At 59.7% G+C, this 17,278-nt stretch carries 14 protein-coding genes and 1 pseudogene; 4 read left to right on the plus strand and 11 right to left on the minus strand.

Features of this window, described 5'->3' with window-relative positions:
* Positions 1 to 80: 80 nt before the first annotated feature.
* From BG57_RS25940 to BG57_RS25965, 6 genes are all read right to left on the minus strand, one after another.
* Positions 81 to 428 (minus strand): DMT family transporter, encoded by a 348-nt coding sequence (locus BG57_RS25940; RefSeq protein WP_035969579.1) that lies wholly within the window; start codon positions 426 to 428, stop codon positions 81 to 83.
* Between the two features lie 44 nt (positions 429 to 472).
* Positions 473 to 1,402 (minus strand): choline ABC transporter substrate-binding protein, encoded by a 930-nt coding sequence (locus BG57_RS25945; protein ID WP_371875836.1) that lies wholly within the window; start codon positions 1,400 to 1,402, stop codon positions 473 to 475.
* A gap of 78 nt (positions 1,403 to 1,480) precedes the next feature.
* On the minus strand, positions 1,481 to 3,199 hold the full coding sequence (gene betA, locus BG57_RS25950; protein WP_052005995.1) for a choline dehydrogenase: 1,719 nt from the start codon (positions 3,197 to 3,199) through the stop codon (positions 1,481 to 1,483).
* An 11-nt stretch (positions 3,200 to 3,210) separates the two neighbouring features.
* Entirely contained in the window at positions 3,211 to 4,680 is a 1,470-nt protein-coding gene (betB, locus tag BG57_RS25955; RefSeq protein WP_035969583.1) for a betaine-aldehyde dehydrogenase, read from the minus strand.
* Between the two features lie 32 nt (positions 4,681 to 4,712).
* Positions 4,713 to 5,300 carry a transcriptional regulator BetI gene (gene betI / locus BG57_RS25960; RefSeq protein WP_035969586.1) on the minus strand — a complete coding sequence of 196 codons (588 nt, stop codon included), beginning with the start codon at positions 5,298 to 5,300 and terminating at the stop codon, positions 4,713 to 4,715.
* A gap of 148 nt (positions 5,301 to 5,448) precedes the next feature.
* Positions 5,449 to 6,348, minus strand: a complete 900-nt coding sequence (locus tag BG57_RS25965; RefSeq protein ID WP_035969588.1) for a choline sulfate utilization transcriptional regulator — start codon at positions 6,346 to 6,348, stop codon at positions 5,449 to 5,451.
* Positions 6,349 to 6,476: 128 nt separating this feature from the next.
* Between BG57_RS25965 and betC the strand changes: the two genes are divergently transcribed.
* From betC to BG57_RS25980, 3 genes are all read left to right on the plus strand, one after another.
* Positions 6,477 to 8,012, plus strand: a complete 1,536-nt coding sequence (gene betC, locus BG57_RS25970) for a choline-sulfatase (RefSeq protein WP_035969590.1) — start codon at positions 6,477 to 6,479, stop codon at positions 8,010 to 8,012.
* Positions 8,013 to 8,052: 40 nt separating this feature from the next.
* Positions 8,053 to 9,000, plus strand: coding sequence for a choline ABC transporter substrate-binding protein (gene choX / locus BG57_RS25975; protein ID WP_035969591.1), 948 nt, complete (start codon positions 8,053 to 8,055; stop codon positions 8,998 to 9,000).
* A gap of 237 nt (positions 9,001 to 9,237) precedes the next feature.
* Positions 9,238 to 10,365, plus strand: a complete 1,128-nt coding sequence (locus tag BG57_RS25980; protein WP_052005996.1) for a porin — start codon at positions 9,238 to 9,240, stop codon at positions 10,363 to 10,365.
* A 746-nt stretch (positions 10,366 to 11,111) separates the two neighbouring features.
* On the opposite strand, the gene BG57_RS25985 is transcribed toward BG57_RS25980, so the two are convergent.
* Together BG57_RS25985 and BG57_RS33920 are read right to left on the minus strand one after the other, a co-directional pair.
* Positions 11,112 to 11,879, minus strand: coding sequence for an SDR family oxidoreductase (locus BG57_RS25985; RefSeq protein ID WP_035969644.1), 768 nt, complete (start codon positions 11,877 to 11,879; stop codon positions 11,112 to 11,114).
* Positions 11,880 to 12,241: 362 nt separating this feature from the next.
* Positions 12,242 to 12,701 (minus strand): annotated as a pseudogene (locus BG57_RS33920) (LuxR family transcriptional regulator); the annotation flags it as partial.
* Positions 12,702 to 13,227: 526 nt separating this feature from the next.
* Between BG57_RS33920 and BG57_RS25990 the strand changes: the two are divergent.
* A complete protein-coding gene (locus BG57_RS25990; RefSeq protein ID WP_035969596.1) occupies positions 13,228 to 14,526 on the plus strand; it encodes an MFS transporter in 1,299 nt (432 codons plus the stop codon).
* Positions 14,527 to 14,868: 342 nt separating this feature from the next.
* Here the strand turns inward: BG57_RS25990 and BG57_RS25995 are convergent, their stop codons facing one another.
* The 3 genes from BG57_RS25995 to BG57_RS26005 form a co-directional block, all read right to left on the minus strand.
* Positions 14,869 to 15,528: an HD domain-containing protein gene (locus BG57_RS25995; RefSeq protein WP_052005998.1), complete on the minus strand. Its 660-nt coding sequence runs from the start codon at positions 15,526 to 15,528 to the stop codon at positions 14,869 to 14,871.
* Between the two features lie 132 nt (positions 15,529 to 15,660).
* The gene (locus BG57_RS26000) at positions 15,661 to 15,870 is read right to left on the minus strand and encodes a hypothetical protein (RefSeq protein WP_052005999.1); all 210 of its coding nucleotides are present in this window, start codon (positions 15,868 to 15,870) and stop codon (positions 15,661 to 15,663) included.
* A gap of 96 nt (positions 15,871 to 15,966) precedes the next feature.
* On the minus strand, positions 15,967 to 16,956 hold the full coding sequence (locus BG57_RS26005; RefSeq protein ID WP_052006000.1) for a LysR family transcriptional regulator: 990 nt from the start codon (positions 16,954 to 16,956) through the stop codon (positions 15,967 to 15,969).
* Positions 16,957 to 17,278: the final 322 nt, after the last annotated feature.

The following is a 17,278-nucleotide window of genomic DNA, read 5'->3' on the forward strand; positions in this document are numbered from 1 at the left end:
ACGACGATGCCTCTGCATCCCGGCGTATGCTCCCGCGCAGCGCCACGAAGAGACAATTCATGCGGCACCACTACGCTTGTTCAATGAACTCTGGAGTTCGAGAAGACATTAATGATCACCACGCCCAATACGATGAAGCCGAGACCCACAACGGCAGGCGCGTCCAGCCGCTGACGAAAGACGAAGAAGCCCACGGTCGAAATCAGCACGATACCCAGTCCGCTCCAGATTGCGTAAGCCAGGCCGACCGGGATCGTCTTCAGAACGATCGAGAGAAAATAGAACGCGCCCAAATAACAACCGGCCATGGCCAGGGTAGGCACGAGCTTCGTGAACTGATCCGACTTTTGCAGGCAGGTCGTGCCGACAATCTCGAGCAGGATCGCTACAAAGAGTGCCCCATAGGCCGACATCTTCTCGTTGATCATGATTGCGGGTATTGGCCGCGGCCTCCGGATTCCGGCTTTCGCGCTCAGTGGTCTGCGAGATAGGCTTTAACGGCGGGCAGCCCCGGCTTTCCATCAAGAGTCGTCACGCCGGAAAGCCAGCTGTCGAGCACCGACGGATTTGCCTTCAACCAGGCCAGCGTCGCCTTGTTGGGGTCTTCCTTGTCCATGATGCGCGTCATGATCTGATTTTCCATGGACGTGGTGAATCGAAGGTTCGCGAGTAACCTGGCCGCGTTCGGGCATCGCGCCGCGTAGTCGCTCGGCTGCACGGTGTACACCTTGGCTTCGCCATAGTTCGGTCCGAAGACGTCATCTCCGCCGGACAAGTACTTGATCTTCATCCGGACGTTCATCGGGTGCGGTTCCCATCCGAGAAAAACAATCCACTGCTTGTTCTGCACCGCTCGATTCACCTGTACCAGCATCCCGGCCTCGCTAGACTCGACGAGCTTGAACTTGCCGAGGCCGAACTGATTCGTCTTGATCATTTTGTCGATCAGCCCGTTCGCATCGTTGCCCGGTTCGATGCCATAGATCTTGTACTGCAGCTTGTCCGCGTTCTTGGCAATGTCCGCAAAGCTCCTGATCCCCGCGTCATAGACGTAGTCGGGGACAGCCAGGGTGTATTTCGCGCCGGTCAGATTGGGAGGGTTCACCACCTTAAGAGACCCGGATTTGACGAACGGCTCGATGACCGAATCCATCGAGGGCGACCAGTAGCCGAGAAAGGCGTCGATCTGCTTGGCTTTTACGCCGGCGAACGTGATCGGCTCCGATGCGATTATCTTCGACGGAGCGTAGCCGAGCCCCAGCAGCACGTTAGTGGCGAGGCCCGTTGTCGCGGCGATATCGGACCAGCCGATATCGGCCATGCGAATCGCGCGACACGCTGCGGGATCTGCTGCATGGGCACTGACGACGAAGTTGCTTGCGATCGTGATTGCCACTGCCATCGGGGCTATGTACTTTCTCATCTGTACTCCGAATCGTTGAATTATCGAGCGTCGTGACGGTCTGCGTGGAAGCTGCGGCTACGTTACTTTTGGATAGAGTTCCCGGGCGTTGTGGAAAGCATCGTCCGTTCGAACAGGCTCGTCGCGTCGGCCAGCAATGTAGTAGGGCGTTTCGCGTTTCTCTAGCGCCCTGATTCCGCGGATGCGATCCGCGATCTTCTCGGCCAGCATGATGGTAGGCGCGTTGAGGTTGCCCGTCGTGATCTGCGGCATGATGGAGGCATCGACTACGCGCAGGCCTTGCATCCCGTGAACGCGGCCTTCGCCATCGACGACAGCCATGTCGTCATAGCCCATCTTGCAGGAGCAGGACGGGTGATAAGCAGTTTCGGCCTTGGCGCGCACGAATGCATCGAGTTCGGCATCGCTTGCAGCGTCGTCGCCGGGATGGAGCTCTTCTCCGCGATAGCGCGACAGTGCGGGCTGCCGCATGATCTCCCTGGTGATGCGGATCGCGTCGCGAAACTCTCGCCAGTCGAGCGGATCGGCCATGTAGTTAAAGAGAATGCTCGGATGCGCATTCGGGTCGCGCGACTTGAGCTTCACGCGCCCGCGGCTCGGCGATCGCATTGATCCGACATGGGCCTGAAACCCATGCATCTTGATCGCATTCGAGCCGTTGTAGTTTATTGCGACCGGAAGGAAGTGATACTGAATGTTGGGCCACGGATCGTCATCGCGCGTGCGAATGAAACCACCCGCCTCGAAATGATTGGTTGCGCCGATTCCAGTCCCGTTGACCAGCCATTCGAGTCCGATCGCCGGCTGATTCCACCACTGCAGGGCAGGGTACAGCGAGACCGGTTCTTTGCACGCGTACTGCATATACATTTCGAGGTGGTCCTGCAAGTTCTCGCCGACGCCCGGCAGATCGTGCACGACCGGTATATCCAGTTCCTTCAGCCATTCAGCCCGGCCGACCCCCGAACGCTGCAACAACTGAGGCGAAGCGATCGCCCCGCCGCAAACGAGCACTTCGCGCCGCACATGGGCGGTCGCACGCTGGCCGCCATGCAAGTACGCAACGCCGATCGCACGCTTGCCCGAGAACAGCACGCGGTCGGTGGTTGCGTGCGTGACGATCGTCAGGTTCGAACGATGCTTCGCGCGGTCGAGATAACCGCGCGCCGTGCTCGCGCGTCGTCCGTTCGCAGTGACGGTGCGATCCATCGGGCCGAAGCCTTCTTGCTGATAGCCGTTGAGATCGTCCGTGCGCGGGTAGCCTGCCTGCACTCCGGCCTCGACCATCGCGGCAAAAAGGGGGTTATTGCCGGGTTTGCTCGTCGTCACATGCACGGGGCCATCGCCGCCGTGATATTCATTCGGGCCGATGTCGCGTGTCTCCGCCTTGCGGAAATACGGCAGGCAATCGAGATAGCTCCAGTTTTCGAGGCCGGGCATCGAGGCCCAGTTGTCGTAGTCGAGCGCATTGCCGCGTATGTAGCACATGCCGTTGATCAGCGACGATCCACCCAGCCCCTTGCCGCGTCCGCACTCCATGCGGCGATTGTTCATGTGCGGCTCGGGCTCCGTTTCATAGGCCCAGTTATAGCGGCGTCCCTGCAGCGGATACGCGAGCGCCGCCGGCATCTGCGTTCGGAAGTCGAACCGGTAATCGGGCCCGCCCGCTTCGAGCAGCAGCACGGTGACGTCCTCTTCCTCGGTAAGACGCGACGCGAGCACGTTGCCCGCCGATCCCGCTCCGACGATGATGTAGTCGTATTCCTTCGCGCTCATCGAAAAAGCCCTCAAAACACGGGTTGATACGGTCCCAGTTCAACCTGGATCGATTTGATGCGGGTGTAAGCGTTGAGCGCCACGATGCCGTTTTCGCGGCCGATGCCCGACTGCTTGTATCCGCCCACGGGCATTTCGGCCGGTGACTCGCCCCATGTATTGATCCAGCAGATGCCGGCGTCGAGGCGATGAATCACGCGATGCGCACGCGACAGACTCTCCGTCACGACCCCCGCTGCGAGGCCGTACACGCTATCGTTGGCGCGCGCGATCGCTTCGTCTTCGTCGTCGAAAGCGAGGATGCACATGACCGGGCCGAAGATTTCCTCCTTCACGATGCGCATCTCGTCGCGGCAATCCGCGAACACGGTCGGCTCGACATAGTGACCACGCGCGAATGCACCATCCGCGAGACGTGCGCCTCCCGCGACGAGCCGTGCGCCTTCGCGCTTGCCACTCTCGATGTAGGTCAGCACCTTCTGCAACTGCATCGCACTGGCCAGCGGGCCGAAGTTCGTATTCGGATCGTCCGGCGCGCCGATACGAATGCGCTTCATGCGCTCCCGAATCAGGGCTTCGAATTTCTCGACGACATTGCGTTGAACGAACACACGCGTGCCGTTCGTGCACACCTGGCCCGAGCTGAAGAAGTTCGCGCTCATCGCGATATCGGCGGCGCGCTCGAGGTTTGCATCGTCGAACACGATCAGCGGCGACTTGCCTCCGAGTTCCATGGTCACTTCCTTGAGCGTCGATCCACCCGCGCGCGCCATCACCTTCTTGCCCGTCTCGACGCCGCCCGTGAACGATATCTTGTCGATGCCGGGATGTTCCGCGAGCATCGCGCCGACGCGGGCGTCGCCCTGCACGACGTTGAACACGCCGGCCGGTACGCCTGCCTCGATGTAGATCTCGGCGAGCTTCAGCGCGCTCAAAGGCGTGACTTCGCTTGGCTTGAAGATCATTGCGTTGCCGGCCGCAAGGGCCGGCGCGGACTTCCAGCATGCGATCTGGATGGGATAGTTCCACGCCCCGATGCCCGCGCACACGCCGATCGGCTCTCGCCGGGTATAGACGAACGACGATTCGCGCAGCGGTATCTGCTCGCCTTCGATGGCGGTCGCGAGGCCCGCGTAATACTCGATGACGTCCGCGCCCGTGACCATATCGACGGCGCGCGTCTCCGAGATGGGCTTGCCCGTATCGAGCGTTTCCAGCGCGGCAAGCTCGTCGTTACGCGCGCGCAGGAGGTCCACCGCGCGGCGCAGTATGCGCGAACGCTGCATCGCGGTCATCGCGGCCCATTCCCGCTGTCCCGTTCGCGCTGAACGAACCGCGCGATCGACATCTTCCTGCGACGCCTGCTGCACGCGTGCGAGCGTTTCGCCCGAAGCGGGGTTGAGGGTGTCGAAGGTTTCGCCGCTGGTCGCATCGACATATTCGCCGCCGATGTAAAGCCGTTGCTCTTCGAATGCGGACATCGCGTACGTCTCCTGAGTGCGTAGCTATGAAATCAGTCGCGTGGCTTGATCACCATGTCGATGTAGTCATACGAGACGCGCAGGGCGGTCTTCGTGTCGAAAGGTTCTCCCGCGAGCGCGCCGCGCAACCAGAGGCCGTCGATCAGGGCCGCGAGTCCAGTCGCGGCGCGGCGGGCAGCGCCGCGGCTCAACACGCGCGAGAATTCCGCGCATAGATTCGAGAAGAGACGCCGCGTGTTCACGTATTGCAAGCGCCGCAACCGGTCCTTGTGCATGCTTTCCGACCAGAACGCGAGCCACGTTTTCATAACCGGCCCGTTGACCTGCTCGACGTCGAAGTTCGCGGCGACGACCGCGCGCAACTTCGAGCGCGGATCGGCCTTGGCGGCCCTTCGCCGGCGCGATGTGCCTTGCCACAGCGAACGCAGCACATGCCGCATGGTGGCTTCGAGCAGACCGTCCTTGTCGCCGAAGTAATGGCTCACGATGCCCGTCGATATTTCGGCGCGTTGCGCAACCGACGCGAGCGTCGCTCCCGTCAATCCGAACTCGTCGATGGTCAGCAAGGTGGCATCGATAAGCTGCGCGCGGCGCACTTCCCGCATTCCAAGTTTTGGCATGACGTTCGACTTCGATAAAGGACGCAGCCGCCGGAGACACCCGGCTGCCTGATGGTTCGAGCGTGAAAACCATGCTACTTTTTTTATATTGAACGGTCAATCAATAAAAACACGGAACGTCTCCGTGGTTGAAATCAGGCAAACAACGTCAGATGATGGTGTCGCACTCGTCGAGCAGCCAGTCCTGAAACGCGCGCACGGCGGCCGACGGTTCGCGCAGCGTGAGCAGCACGTACCCGCGCTCGGTGACAAGCGGGGTGTCGCGGAGCGCGACCAGCTGGCCGGTCGCGACGAGCTCGTCGATGAGCGGCGACCAGCCGAGCGCGACGCCTTGTCCCATGACCGCGGCATGCGTCACGAGGGCGTAACTGTTAAAGGTGAATCCGCCTTGCGGCGGCGGGGCGGGGTGTCCGTGGGCTTCGAACCAGGCGCTCCATGAGAGCCATCGCTCGGGCTGCGTGCGCTCGACATGCAGAAGCGGCAGCTTCGAAAGGTCCGACGTGTCGTGCGTCGCGGCGAACGTCGGGCTGCACACGGGCGTCACTCGTTCGGGAAACAGCTTGACGGCGCGGCGCGATCCCCAGTCACCGTGCATGTCGCCGAAAACGATGAACACATCCGCAAGCTCACCGGATGCGCTCGGGAACTGCTGCGACGTGATGATCGTTACGTCGACATCGGGCATGAGCGCCTTGAACTGGGGCAGGCGCGGCATGAGCCAGTAGGCGGCGAAGCCGAAGTCCGTCGACAGGGTCAGCGTGCGCTGCGTATGGCGCGAGCGGATATCGGACGCAGCCTGGCGGATGAGATCGAAACTCTGGCGCACTGCCTGGAACAGACGCGCCCCGTCTTCCGTCAGCGAGACTCCGCGATGTCCGCGTTCGAAGAGCGGAGTGCCGAGCGCTTCCTCCAGTTGCACGACGCGCTGGCTCACGGCCGGTTGCGTCGAGCCGAGTTCGCGCGCGGCGGCCGTGAAGCTCGCGAGCCGCGCGGCGGATTCGAATATCAGCAGCGCCTGCATGGGCGGCAGGCGGTCTTGTCGTGGCATAACCGCTCCTTATAGGCGCATAACGAAATGCCGTCTTCACAGACGCAAATCGAACGGCAATAGTGGCGTTGCGCGGACGTCCCGGTCCGCGCGGTTCGCTGCAGTGGATTCTATTCGAGGCTTGCTCCATGCTTGAGACGAAACAAAATATCCTTGTTCTGATGGCCGATCAACTCACGCCGCTTGCGCTCGCCGCGTACGGCAATCGCGTGACGAAGACCCCGCATATCGATGCACTCGCGCGTGAGGGCGTCGTCTTCGATTCGGCGTATTGCGCGAGTCCTCTGTGCGCGCCGTCGCGCTTCTCTTTGCTTGCGGGCAAACTGCCCTCGAACATCGGCGCCTACGACAACGCTGCCGAATTTCCTTCTGAGACGCTGACCTCCGCGCACTATCTGCGCGCCGAAGGCTATCGCACGGTTTTGTCGGGCAAGATGCATTTCTGCGGCGCGGACCAATTGCACGGCTTCGAGGAGCGGCTCACAACCGACATCTATCCTGCGGATTTCGGCTGGACGCCCGACTGGCAGAACTTCGAAGCGCGCCCGTCGTGGTATCACAACATGAGTTCCGTCATCGATGCAGGCCCGTGCGTGCGGACCAACCAACTCGATTTCGATGACGAGGTGACCTTCACCGTCCGCCAGAAGCTCTTCGACATCGCACGCGAGCGGCACGCGGGCAAGGACACGCGGCCGTTCATGATGGTCGCGTCGCTGACGCATCCGCACGATCCCTACGCGATACCGCGCAAATACTGGGACATGTACCCCGACGATGACGTAGACATGCCTTCTTATCGCGACTCGCTCGAGGCGAGCGATCCGCACTCGAAGCGTCTGCGCCATGTCTACGAAGCCGATCGCACGCCGCCAACGGACAGGCAGATTCGCAACGCGCGCCGCGCGTACTACGGGGCGGTATCGTATGTGGACGATCAGTTCGGAGCCATCCTGGAGGCACTCGAACAGGCCGGACTCGCGAACGAGACGACGATCATCATCACGTCGGACCACGGCGAGATGCTCGGCGAGCGCAACCTCTGGTACAAGATGACGTTCTTCGAAGGTGGCTGCCGCGTGCCTTTGATCGTGCATCGGCCGGGGCGGTTCGAGCCGCATCGCGTGAAGGAATCGGTCTCCCATCTCGATGTGTTGCCGACGCTGGTCGAGATCGCGCGCGGAGAATTGCCGGAAAGCTGGCCAGATGCTATCGACGGGCAAAGCCTCGTGCCGCATCTTGCAGAAACGGGGGGACACGACGAAGCCATCGGCGAATATCTTGCGGAAGGCGCGATTGCGCCCATCGTCATGATTCGGCGAGGAGCGTACAAATTCATTCACTCGCCCGCCGATCCGGACCAGTTATACGACCTGAGAGCGGATCCCTTCGAACGGACGAATCTCGCTAACGATGAGCGGCATCGAGCGACGGTGGCCGCGTTTCGCGAGGAAGTTGCGCGTCGCTGGGATCTGGATGCGCTGCATCGCGACGTGCTGATGAGTCAGCGCCGCCGTCACTTCCACTTTGCATCGACGACACTCGGCACGATCCAGTCATGGGACTGGCAGCCTCGCGTCGATGCGAGTCAGCGCTATATGCGCAACCATATCGACCTCGACGATCTCGAGGCAATGGCCCGCTTTCCCGCTGTCCAACATTGAAACCGCAGACGATCAACCCGCACATACAACAGGAACGCAGATGAAAAAAGCCCTCATACATGCGCTTTTCACCGCCGTGCTCGGCTGCGCGGCGTCGCACGTGCTCGCCGCCGATCCGCCGTCTTGCACGCAAGTGCGCATGGCCGATCCGGGCTGGACCGACATCGACGCGACCAATGCGATGAGCGGCATCGTGCTGAAGGCACTCGGTTACAAGCAGGACGTCGCGAACCTGTCGGTGCCGATCACGTATCAGGGATTGAAGAAAGGGCAGATCGACGTGTTCCTCGGCAACTGGATGCCTGCGCAGGCTCCGCTGGTCAAGCCGTTCGTCGATGAGAAATCCATCGATGTGGTGCGGCCGAATCTGTCGAATGCCAAGTTCACGCTTGCTGTGCCGGAGTACGTCGCCGCAGCGGGCGTGCATTCGTTCGCGGACTTGCAGAAGAATGCGGACAAGTTCGACAAGCGCATATACGGCATCGAGCCGGGCGCGCCCGCCAATCAGAACCTCAAGAAGATGGTTGGCGACAAGGCCTTCGGTCTCGGCGACTGGAAGGTCGTCGAATCCAGTGAAACGGGCATGCTGACGCAAGTGGAGCGCGCGATACGCGACAAGAAGTTCATCGTTTTTCTCGCGTGGGAGCCGCATCTGATGAATACGAAATTCAAGCCCGTTTATCTCGATGGCGGAGATCAATATCTAGGCCCCAACTTCGGCGGCGCCACGGTGAACACCGTATCGCGCAGCGGGTATGAGCAGCAATGCCCGAACGTCGGACGCCTTTTCAGGCAGATGGCGTTCAGCGTGGATCTGGAGAACGGCGTCATTGCCGATGTGCTGGATAAAAAGACAAGACTCGAAACGGCCGCCGCCGACGCGCTCAAACGTCACCCCGAGCTGTTGAAGGCGTGGCTCGACAACGTAATGACCGTGAGCGGCGGCAACGGGCTGGAAGCCGTTCAAAGCGCCTTGGGCGTGAAATAGGCGATAGTGGCAAGTCTGAGTCTTGCCACTGCACCGGATGGTTCGCATTCCTATGGTAATGATTGTGGCGCGCGCTTGCTGAACGTCGAGCTGCAATTCGACGGTCGCTCCCGGGCAGATTTATGTCGCAATCAGTCGAGCCACCGGCTATATGGCACCTTATTTTTACGTGTCGCCCCACAACAAGAGGACACGCTGATGCAAGAAAAACCATACGCCGCACGACGTTCGTCTTTCATGACAGCTTTTGCGCTCGCCGCGAGCGCAGCCGTTGCACCGGGAGTTGCGCAGGCACAAAGCAGCGTGACGCTCTACGGCATTCTGGATGCGGGCGTTACCTATGTGAGTAACAGCGGCGGCTCGCACCTGTTCAAGTTCGATGACGGCATTTCCTACGGCAATCGTATCGGCTTTCGCGGGGCTGAAGATCTGGGCGGCGGGCTGCAAGCGGTATTCGTGCTCGAATCGGGCTTCCGTGTCGGCACGGGACGCTATGCGTTCGGCGGTGCGGAGTTCGGGCGTCAGGCGTACGTGGGCCTGAAAAGCAATCAGTGGGGTCAGTTGTCGTTCGGTAATCAGCTCGATATGACCGAAGAGTTCGTTTATCTCTACAACATCTCGGCGTGGGCGAGCGGCTACGCCATCCACCAGGGCGATTTCGACCGCATGAACGGGGACCGGCTGCCGAATTCAGTGAAGTTCCTGTCGAACGACTATGGCGGCTTCACGTTCGGCGGCATGTATTCGTTTGGCAACGTATCGGGCAACTTCCATCAGAACAGCGCATGGAGCGTGGGCGGACACTATGCCGCGAACACCTTCAACCTGGGAATCGCCTATACGCAACTGAACAATCCGAACGGAATCTACGCGTTCGATCCGTACGCGATGATCGGCGCGCGCACTTTCCTCGGGCAGCCCGCGGTCAGCATCGATCCGGCCACAGGTGCGCGCACCGACCTATACAGCACCAACGCGTTCCCCGTCGACAGGCAAGGCGCGCTGGCCGTTGGCGGCGCGTGGACGATCGGCAACCTGATGGTGTCAGGCAACTTCACCTGGACGAACGTCAAGGGGCTGGGCGTCACCTCTTACATGAAGGTGTACGAGGCCGGCGCGTCCTACAACTTCAGGCCCGATATCGCGCTATACGGCGGCTATCAGCACACGCGCTTCGAAGGCAATCACTGGAATCAGGGATCGCTCGGTCTGCATTATTTGTTGTCCAAGCGGACCGACATCTATATTTCCGGCGACTATCTGCGCGCCTCGGGTCCGGTCGATGCAGTCATCGGCTATAGCTTCACGCCGTCCACCTCGAACACGCAGGCCGATGTTCGTATCGGCATGCGGCAATCTTTCTAGCGCCGTCGCTCTTTTGCTTAAGCCGGTTTCGCCTTTTGCGGAACCGGATGCACAGGCAACTTCGGCACGGCGAGGGTTGGGGACGAAAGAGCATCGACGGAAGGATGGCGCAGCAGGTCAAGCATCGGGGGCGCAGAGACGCGAGTACGAAATCCTGGAATCGGCGTACTTCGTTCGCTAATGCAAGAAGCGAGCAGGTAGAGCAGTTACCGCAATGAGTGTCTTCCGATGCTTCTGCCATTCGATCTTCGGATCGCTGCACCTTCCGGTGCACGTCACTTGCCAGCGGCAGGACATCCAAAGTCTTCAAGGCTCGCAGAACCTGGCGAAAAAAAATGCCCGCCTTTCCGACGGGCCGAACGAGAGAACGCACTGAGAGTGCGCAGTTTATTATCTCTTGAAAGCCAGCGATTTCAAGCAAGAGCAAACGATTACATGAGCTGTCGAAGGTTCGTCGAACCTTTGCAGACCGAACATTCGCGCGCCCAACTGCGACCCTGGATTCACCCGCATCCTCGTCGTTGCCAAGCACGGTGGCATGGTCACAAGCTCACACTCATGTCCTTTCCGGCTTTCCGTTGTCTCGGACCGAAATTGGAAGCAATGGCCGCCTTTCACTGAAGCGGCTTCGCTAATAAGTTCGCCACCGAGGCGCTGCGAGGCGCAATGCTCCGCAACGCCTGCCTTTAGCTTGTACGGAGAACAGCTTTCAGCGAGTGCGTTTGTATGCCCGCGAAAAGTTCGGTTCAGAGCACGGCGAGCCAGCCGCCGTCTACATAGATGATCTGGCCGTTCACATAGCTCGATGCCTGCGACGACAGATACACTGCGGTGCCGACGAGCTCATCGGGCTTGCCCCAGCGCTGTGAGGGATTGCTGCTGCGGACCCACGCATCGAAGGCGGCGTTGTCGACCAGCGCCTGGTTCATGTCGGTGAGGATGTAGCCGGGGCCGATGGCGTTCGCCTGAATGTTCGACGACGCCCATTCGGCACTCATCGCCCGGGTCAACATCTTGATGCCACCCTTTGCCGCTGTGTATGCGCCGATGGTCGCGCGTGCGCTTTCGCTGGTCAGCGAGCCGATGTTGACGATCTTGCCACCCGTGCGGCGCGCGATCATGCGACGTGCCGCTTCTTTCGCGACGATGAACGCGCTCGTCAAATTAGTGTCGATCACACGCTGCCAGTCGGCGAGTTCGAGTTCGACGAGCGGCTTGCGAAACTGGATGCCCGCGTTATTGATGACGATGTCGATCTGGACGCCGTCACGGTCCCATTGCGCGAATGCGTTGGCAACGGCTGTTTCATCCGTGACGTCGAACGCGCGACCTTTTGCCTTGAAGCCTGCGCCTTCGAGTCGGTCTACCGCTTCGGCAACGGTATCGGCGCGCGTTCCGTTCACGATCACCCCAGCGCCCGCGGCCGCGAGCCCCTGCGCGAGCGCGAAGCCGATGCCTCTTGTGGAGCCGGTGATGAGCGCAGTGCGGCCGCTCAGATCGAATAACGATGTCATATGCTCTTCCATTCGAGTGTCGATAGCGCAGATTTTGACCTTTTCGGCCAAGCGGTGCTACCCAGCCTCCGGCGATCGACGGCAGAAAGCAGTGCACTGGATATGGTTCGACGAGTCAGTCGACTCAACGTGGAGTGTTTCGAATGACAACGCGATGCTCGTTCGATGATCGAGGACATCGTCAGATTGCGGCAGATAGTCGAATCCAAAAAACATGACGAGGCGGGCGTGTGAATTAAAACCTACTGCGGCGCTGATTCAGTCATTCCTTCGCTTGCGTCGTCGATCAAATTCAGTGCGACGGCCGGGTCGTCGATCTGGTCGATCGCGAGCATGGGGAACCGCGCGAGAAAAAGGGAAGTGACGGAGAGCCAGATATCCTGCGACGGCTGGAGCAAGAGAGACAGTCGGCCTGAAACAACTGGCTGGTGTAGCAGGCGGCCCGATACCCTTCATGCGCGATGTCTTCGATGGCCTGCTGATGCAGCAAGACGGCCGATTCCGGCTTCGGAGGACGCGCAGCCGAGATGATCGTCTGATTTCCGTCCAGCGCATAGAAAGTCTTCGCTTAGGTATCCGCGACGTTGCTCAGGGAATCGACCACCGCGGTGGTCTGCGACTGAAACCGTTCCGTGGGCGATTGTTAAACTCGTAAGCGAAGACGGTGCACTGCGATATGCCCGCTGCATCTCCTAGGAGCTTCAAAACTTCCGCCGCGAAGGCGTTCGCATCAGTAGACCCGATGGCCGAAACCAGACTCGTTGCCCGTGACAAATCCAGATGGCCTGAGAGATTGGGGCGATCAAGCCGCCATGAGCGCATGATTGGCCCCGAAGCGTGCCCAAAAAATTGTAAGCGACTCTGTGACGGAAGCTGGTGAGAGGCCGCCTTAGGCTGCCACGCCGATGCGCAGATCTGTGTGGACGCCGGGCCGGACCGCGCCGGCGACTCGTCCACGATTTGATCGTGCAGCTTGGCTGTAAAGATGCAGTGCACGCGGATCGCGGGCCGTACTTCGCTGTGTCTCTGCGTCCAACAGCCCTGCGGAGAAGCGCCGCCCGCCTGCATCGATTCGCAACCCACATGCAAGCACGCCCATTACCGAAAGCAATTTCTTTATATATGCAGGTTTTCCTAGGGTCGCTATGAGTTGACGGCGTCATGGCGCTGCTCTAACTTCGCGTTGTGATCACACATCAAATATCACGGCGGCGCTGAATACGTCTACAGAAAGACGCGGAAGCGATCGGAGAGACTCGGAGAGCAGGTTCTTGCTCACTAGCGCGCTGCATGGATTGGGAGACAGATAGCTGTGAATGATATTGAAGCCCGAACGATCAAGAAGGTCATGGTGCGGCTAGTGCCGTTTCTCATGCTTTGCTACTTCGTCGCGTATCTGGACCGCGTCAATGTCGGGTTCGCGAAGCTTCAGATGAATGCTGCGCTAGGTTTGAGCGACACTGTGTACGCATTTGGCGCAGGGCTATTCTTCATCGCGTATTTCTTCCTGGAAGTTCCGTCGAACCTCGCGCTGCACAGATTCGGCGCCCGGCTGTGGATCGCCCGAATCATGCTGTCGTGGGGGTTTATCTCGTTGCTATTCGCGTTCATCCAGCCGATCTCAGACACCATCGGCGTCTCGAATCAAACGACCTTCTATACGCTTCGTTTCCTCCTCGGGGTCTGCGAAGCGGGCTTCTATCCGGGCGTTATCTTCTATCTGACGCTGTGGTTCCCAGCGGTGTATCGAGCGCGAGTCGTGGCGTTCTTCATGCTGGCGATTCCGTTTTCGTCGGTGGTCGGAGCGCCCATCTCAGGCGCCTTGCTGAACATTTCTGCCGCGGGCTTGCATGGATGGCAGTGGCTGTTCATTCTGGAGGCGCTGCCCTCGGTGGTGCTGGCGCTGGTCGTGGTGTTCTATTTGACGGACCGCCCATCTCAAGCCGCATGGCTCCAAAAGGATGAGATTAACTGGCTCGAAAAATCTATCGAGCAGGAGCAGCAAAGCAAGCTTTCCGCGGGACACGGACATATCGGGATCAAGGAGTTCGTCAGTGATCCGCGGATGCTCATTTGTTCGTTTGTCTACTTCTGCCTGAACGCGGCCAACTACGGCGTGGCGTTCTTTCTGCCGACGATCGTCAAGGGCTTCGGCGCCAGTAACTTCGAAACCGGAGTGCTGGCTGCCGTACCGTTCGTCTTTGGCGCAATCGGCATGGTGCTTCTCTGCCGAAATTCCGACCGCACGCTCAAGCGCCGCGAGCATGTTGCCTTCGCATTGTTGCTGGCTGGACTAGGCGTAGGCGGGGCCGGACTGGTCAGTGCACCGGTTCTGGTGCTTGCCCTGCTGTGCGTGGGTCAGATCGGCTGCTCGGCGATGCCGCCGCTACTTTGGCCCATCCCCACAGCGTTTCTTACCGGTGCGTCAGCGGCCGGCGGGATTGCGGCAATAAATTCGGTCGGAAATCTCTCGGGCTTCGTCGGTCCATACGTGATGGGCTATCTGAAGGATCTGACTGGTAACTTCACTACCGGACTACTGGTGCTTGGAGGCTGTGCACTCGTTGGCGCTGTTGTTACGCTCTTCATAAAACAGGCTCCGGCGGTCGGCACGACAGGTCTTGCGCAGCCGGAATCAACTCACTGACTGACGGCCCGTTCATCGCGTAGTCGTCGCGCACGTTTAGCTAACGCTGGGCGGCGTATCTTCACTGGTACGCGGAACGGTTAGTGGACGTGCCATCGCCTTGCTTTACATCTCGCGCGACAAGGGCAGGGAACTGAGGGCGTTGTCCCTCAGTTCCCGCTCGCCACTCGCTCGTCGACCGTTTCAGAGCCGAGAACCTAACGGCTTTCTGCATGGCGTGCCGACTGGGTGATGGCCGTTGCTACGGATGAAACAGACACTGGGTTGGAGCCGCCCGACACACGTCGCCTTATCGCGACAACCCAATCACCATCTCGTGCTGATAAGCCGGACGCGAGGTTCTCAGCCCCAGCTCGAGTTCAAGATGATGCTGCACAGGTCGGCTCTAACGAAGCCAGGATCCTTGTACGCAATGAAGTCATCGTTGAAGGTGCCGAACGTGGTGCCCGGGCGATGCTTCATGCCCTCGTAGAAGGCATCGATCATCTTGCTCGCGAAAGCGGTGCCGCGCGGATAGGATGCGAGGACCGCCGCTCGTTGTTCTTCTGTGTATCCTTCGAAGCCTCGTCCCGCCACGTCCATCCCGGCACCGGCCTGGACGAGCGCAACTTCCGGGTGCGTGTGCTCGGGGATACCCGGCGTCGTGTGCAGCGCAATAGCCGTCCATACCTTCTGTACTTCCGCCTCGCCGATGTGATGGCTTCGTAAGAAATCACGGGCGGCGTTCGCGCCATCGACTTCGAAGCGAAGCTGGCTTTCGCGATAGACGGACGTCAGGCCGACATCGTGGAACATGGCCGCGACGTAAAGCAACTCTTCGTCGAAGGCGAGGTTCTTTCGCTTGCCGAGTAGAGCGCCCCAAAGGTACACGCGCGTTGAGTGGTGGAATAGAAATTCGCTTTCGGTATCGCGAATGAGTTCAGTCGCCTCACGCGCTAGCTGGCTGTCGGGAATCACGATGCCGAGGTTTTCGTTCGTCGGCAGAAGTCTGTGTTGTTTCATCGGTTAGGGTAATCAGAGAGCGGACGGTTCTATGTCGTATGCAATGCGTCCGGCGGGTAAGTAGAGCAATGTAATGACAGCACCGACTTTCACCTCTGGGAAACGCTTCGTGCGCTGAAGTGATGACGTCGATTAGCCGATCCTTAGCGTCGCCTGCAGCAACTTGGGCGCGCGACGGTTCCACATTTGCCCCCGTTGTTGAGTAGCGTACAGGGTTGAGAATGCCCTCAACGACTGCGATACAACTTCGCGGTTCGAAAAAAAACGATTAGCGAATTGACTCACAATGACGCTTTCCACGTCGGTCAGTTCATAGGTCGCTTCAATGTCGTCGGTGAACATTGAATAGCCTTTGTCGGATGCTTGGATAAAGGCTACAGCGACAGTTTCCGTCGAGGAAGTGCATTTTTTGCCAAACCAGAATGCATGACGTGCAGTTCACCGGCGTGACTTGCCCCTGACGCGCTGTGCGTCGGTGTTCGCGATATGCCGCGCCGCGTCTGCCAACATCGTTCGCAGCCATGTATGACCTTGGTCGTGAGTGTGACGCTCGTGCCAAATCATCTGCAAGGATCGCGTGGTGGCCTTCCATGGCAGTTCCGCTGCGTACACCGTCCCCGCCTGACTAAAAAGCCTTGCAAGCGACGCAGGAACTATTGCTGCGGCCGGGGTCCCGGCTAAGAGCGAGGGAATAGCCAGAAAGTGAGGCTGAACGATTCTGAACTGAGGCCTTTTGCCAATCGATTCATATGCGGCCTCCACCTCAGCCCGGTCGAACATCTCAGTCCTGCGAGTCAGTCCTCGCTCGGACAGGAAGCCATCGTCCGTCCCTCCCGTCGATACAACGAGCAAAGGCAAGTTAGCGAGATCCTTCAAACGAATTTTTCGTCCCGCGAGAGGGTGGTCCGACGCGATAACCAACACCTCCCTTTCTTCAAACAACTTCTGTTCGTAAATACGAGGCGGCACGTTGGAAAACGATCCCAGTGCAATTTCAACACGGCCGATATCGATCTGCGTGGTCAGATCGATCCTGCTCGCAGGCAAGACCGTGGCACTCGCCCGCGGTGCTGCAATCGACGTCGCACGGAAGAACGGCGGCAATACCACGGCGGTCAGGTAGTCCGTCGCCGCTATGCAGAACTGTCTGTCGGTGCTGGCCGGGTCGAAATGCTTCGGTCCCACTGCACGGTCGATGATAACGAGGGCATCTCGTACTAGGGGAGCCATTTCGAGCGCCCGAGTGGTCGGTTCCATTCCGGCGACCGTTCGTACGAACAAGTCATCGTTGAAGAACCCTCGCAGCCGCGATAGCGCATGACTGACTGCGGAAGGGCTTAAGTTGATTGCCTCGCTGGCACGAAGCACGTTCCGCTCGCGGAGGACCGCATCGAAGACGCGGAGCAAGTTCAGATCAAGATTACTCATTTCGATAGCGGCTTATGCGTCAGCAGGTTCGTGCGATTCACGCACACTCGATGACATCATGGCCCTGCGTGTGCTTATCTGGAATAGCCAATTCAAAGCGGCGAAGGCAAAGCTTCGGCCACAAGCACGCGGCGATAACGAAGATCGGCGGTGCTCTGGTTGCGACCGTGGCGCAATCAAGGCATGTACCCAAAGCGATTGGATCGACGGGCTGTACCGCTTTTGATCCATTCATTAGAACGGCGGCAAGCGCGGAGCAGTCGCTTAGGCACGGGACGTGTCTATGACGGGCTGGTGATCGCCGATCGTAGGTCGGATATTT

The organism is Caballeronia grimmiae (assembly GCF_000698555.1).
GTDB lineage: Bacteria > Pseudomonadota > Gammaproteobacteria > Burkholderiales > Burkholderiaceae > Caballeronia > Caballeronia grimmiae.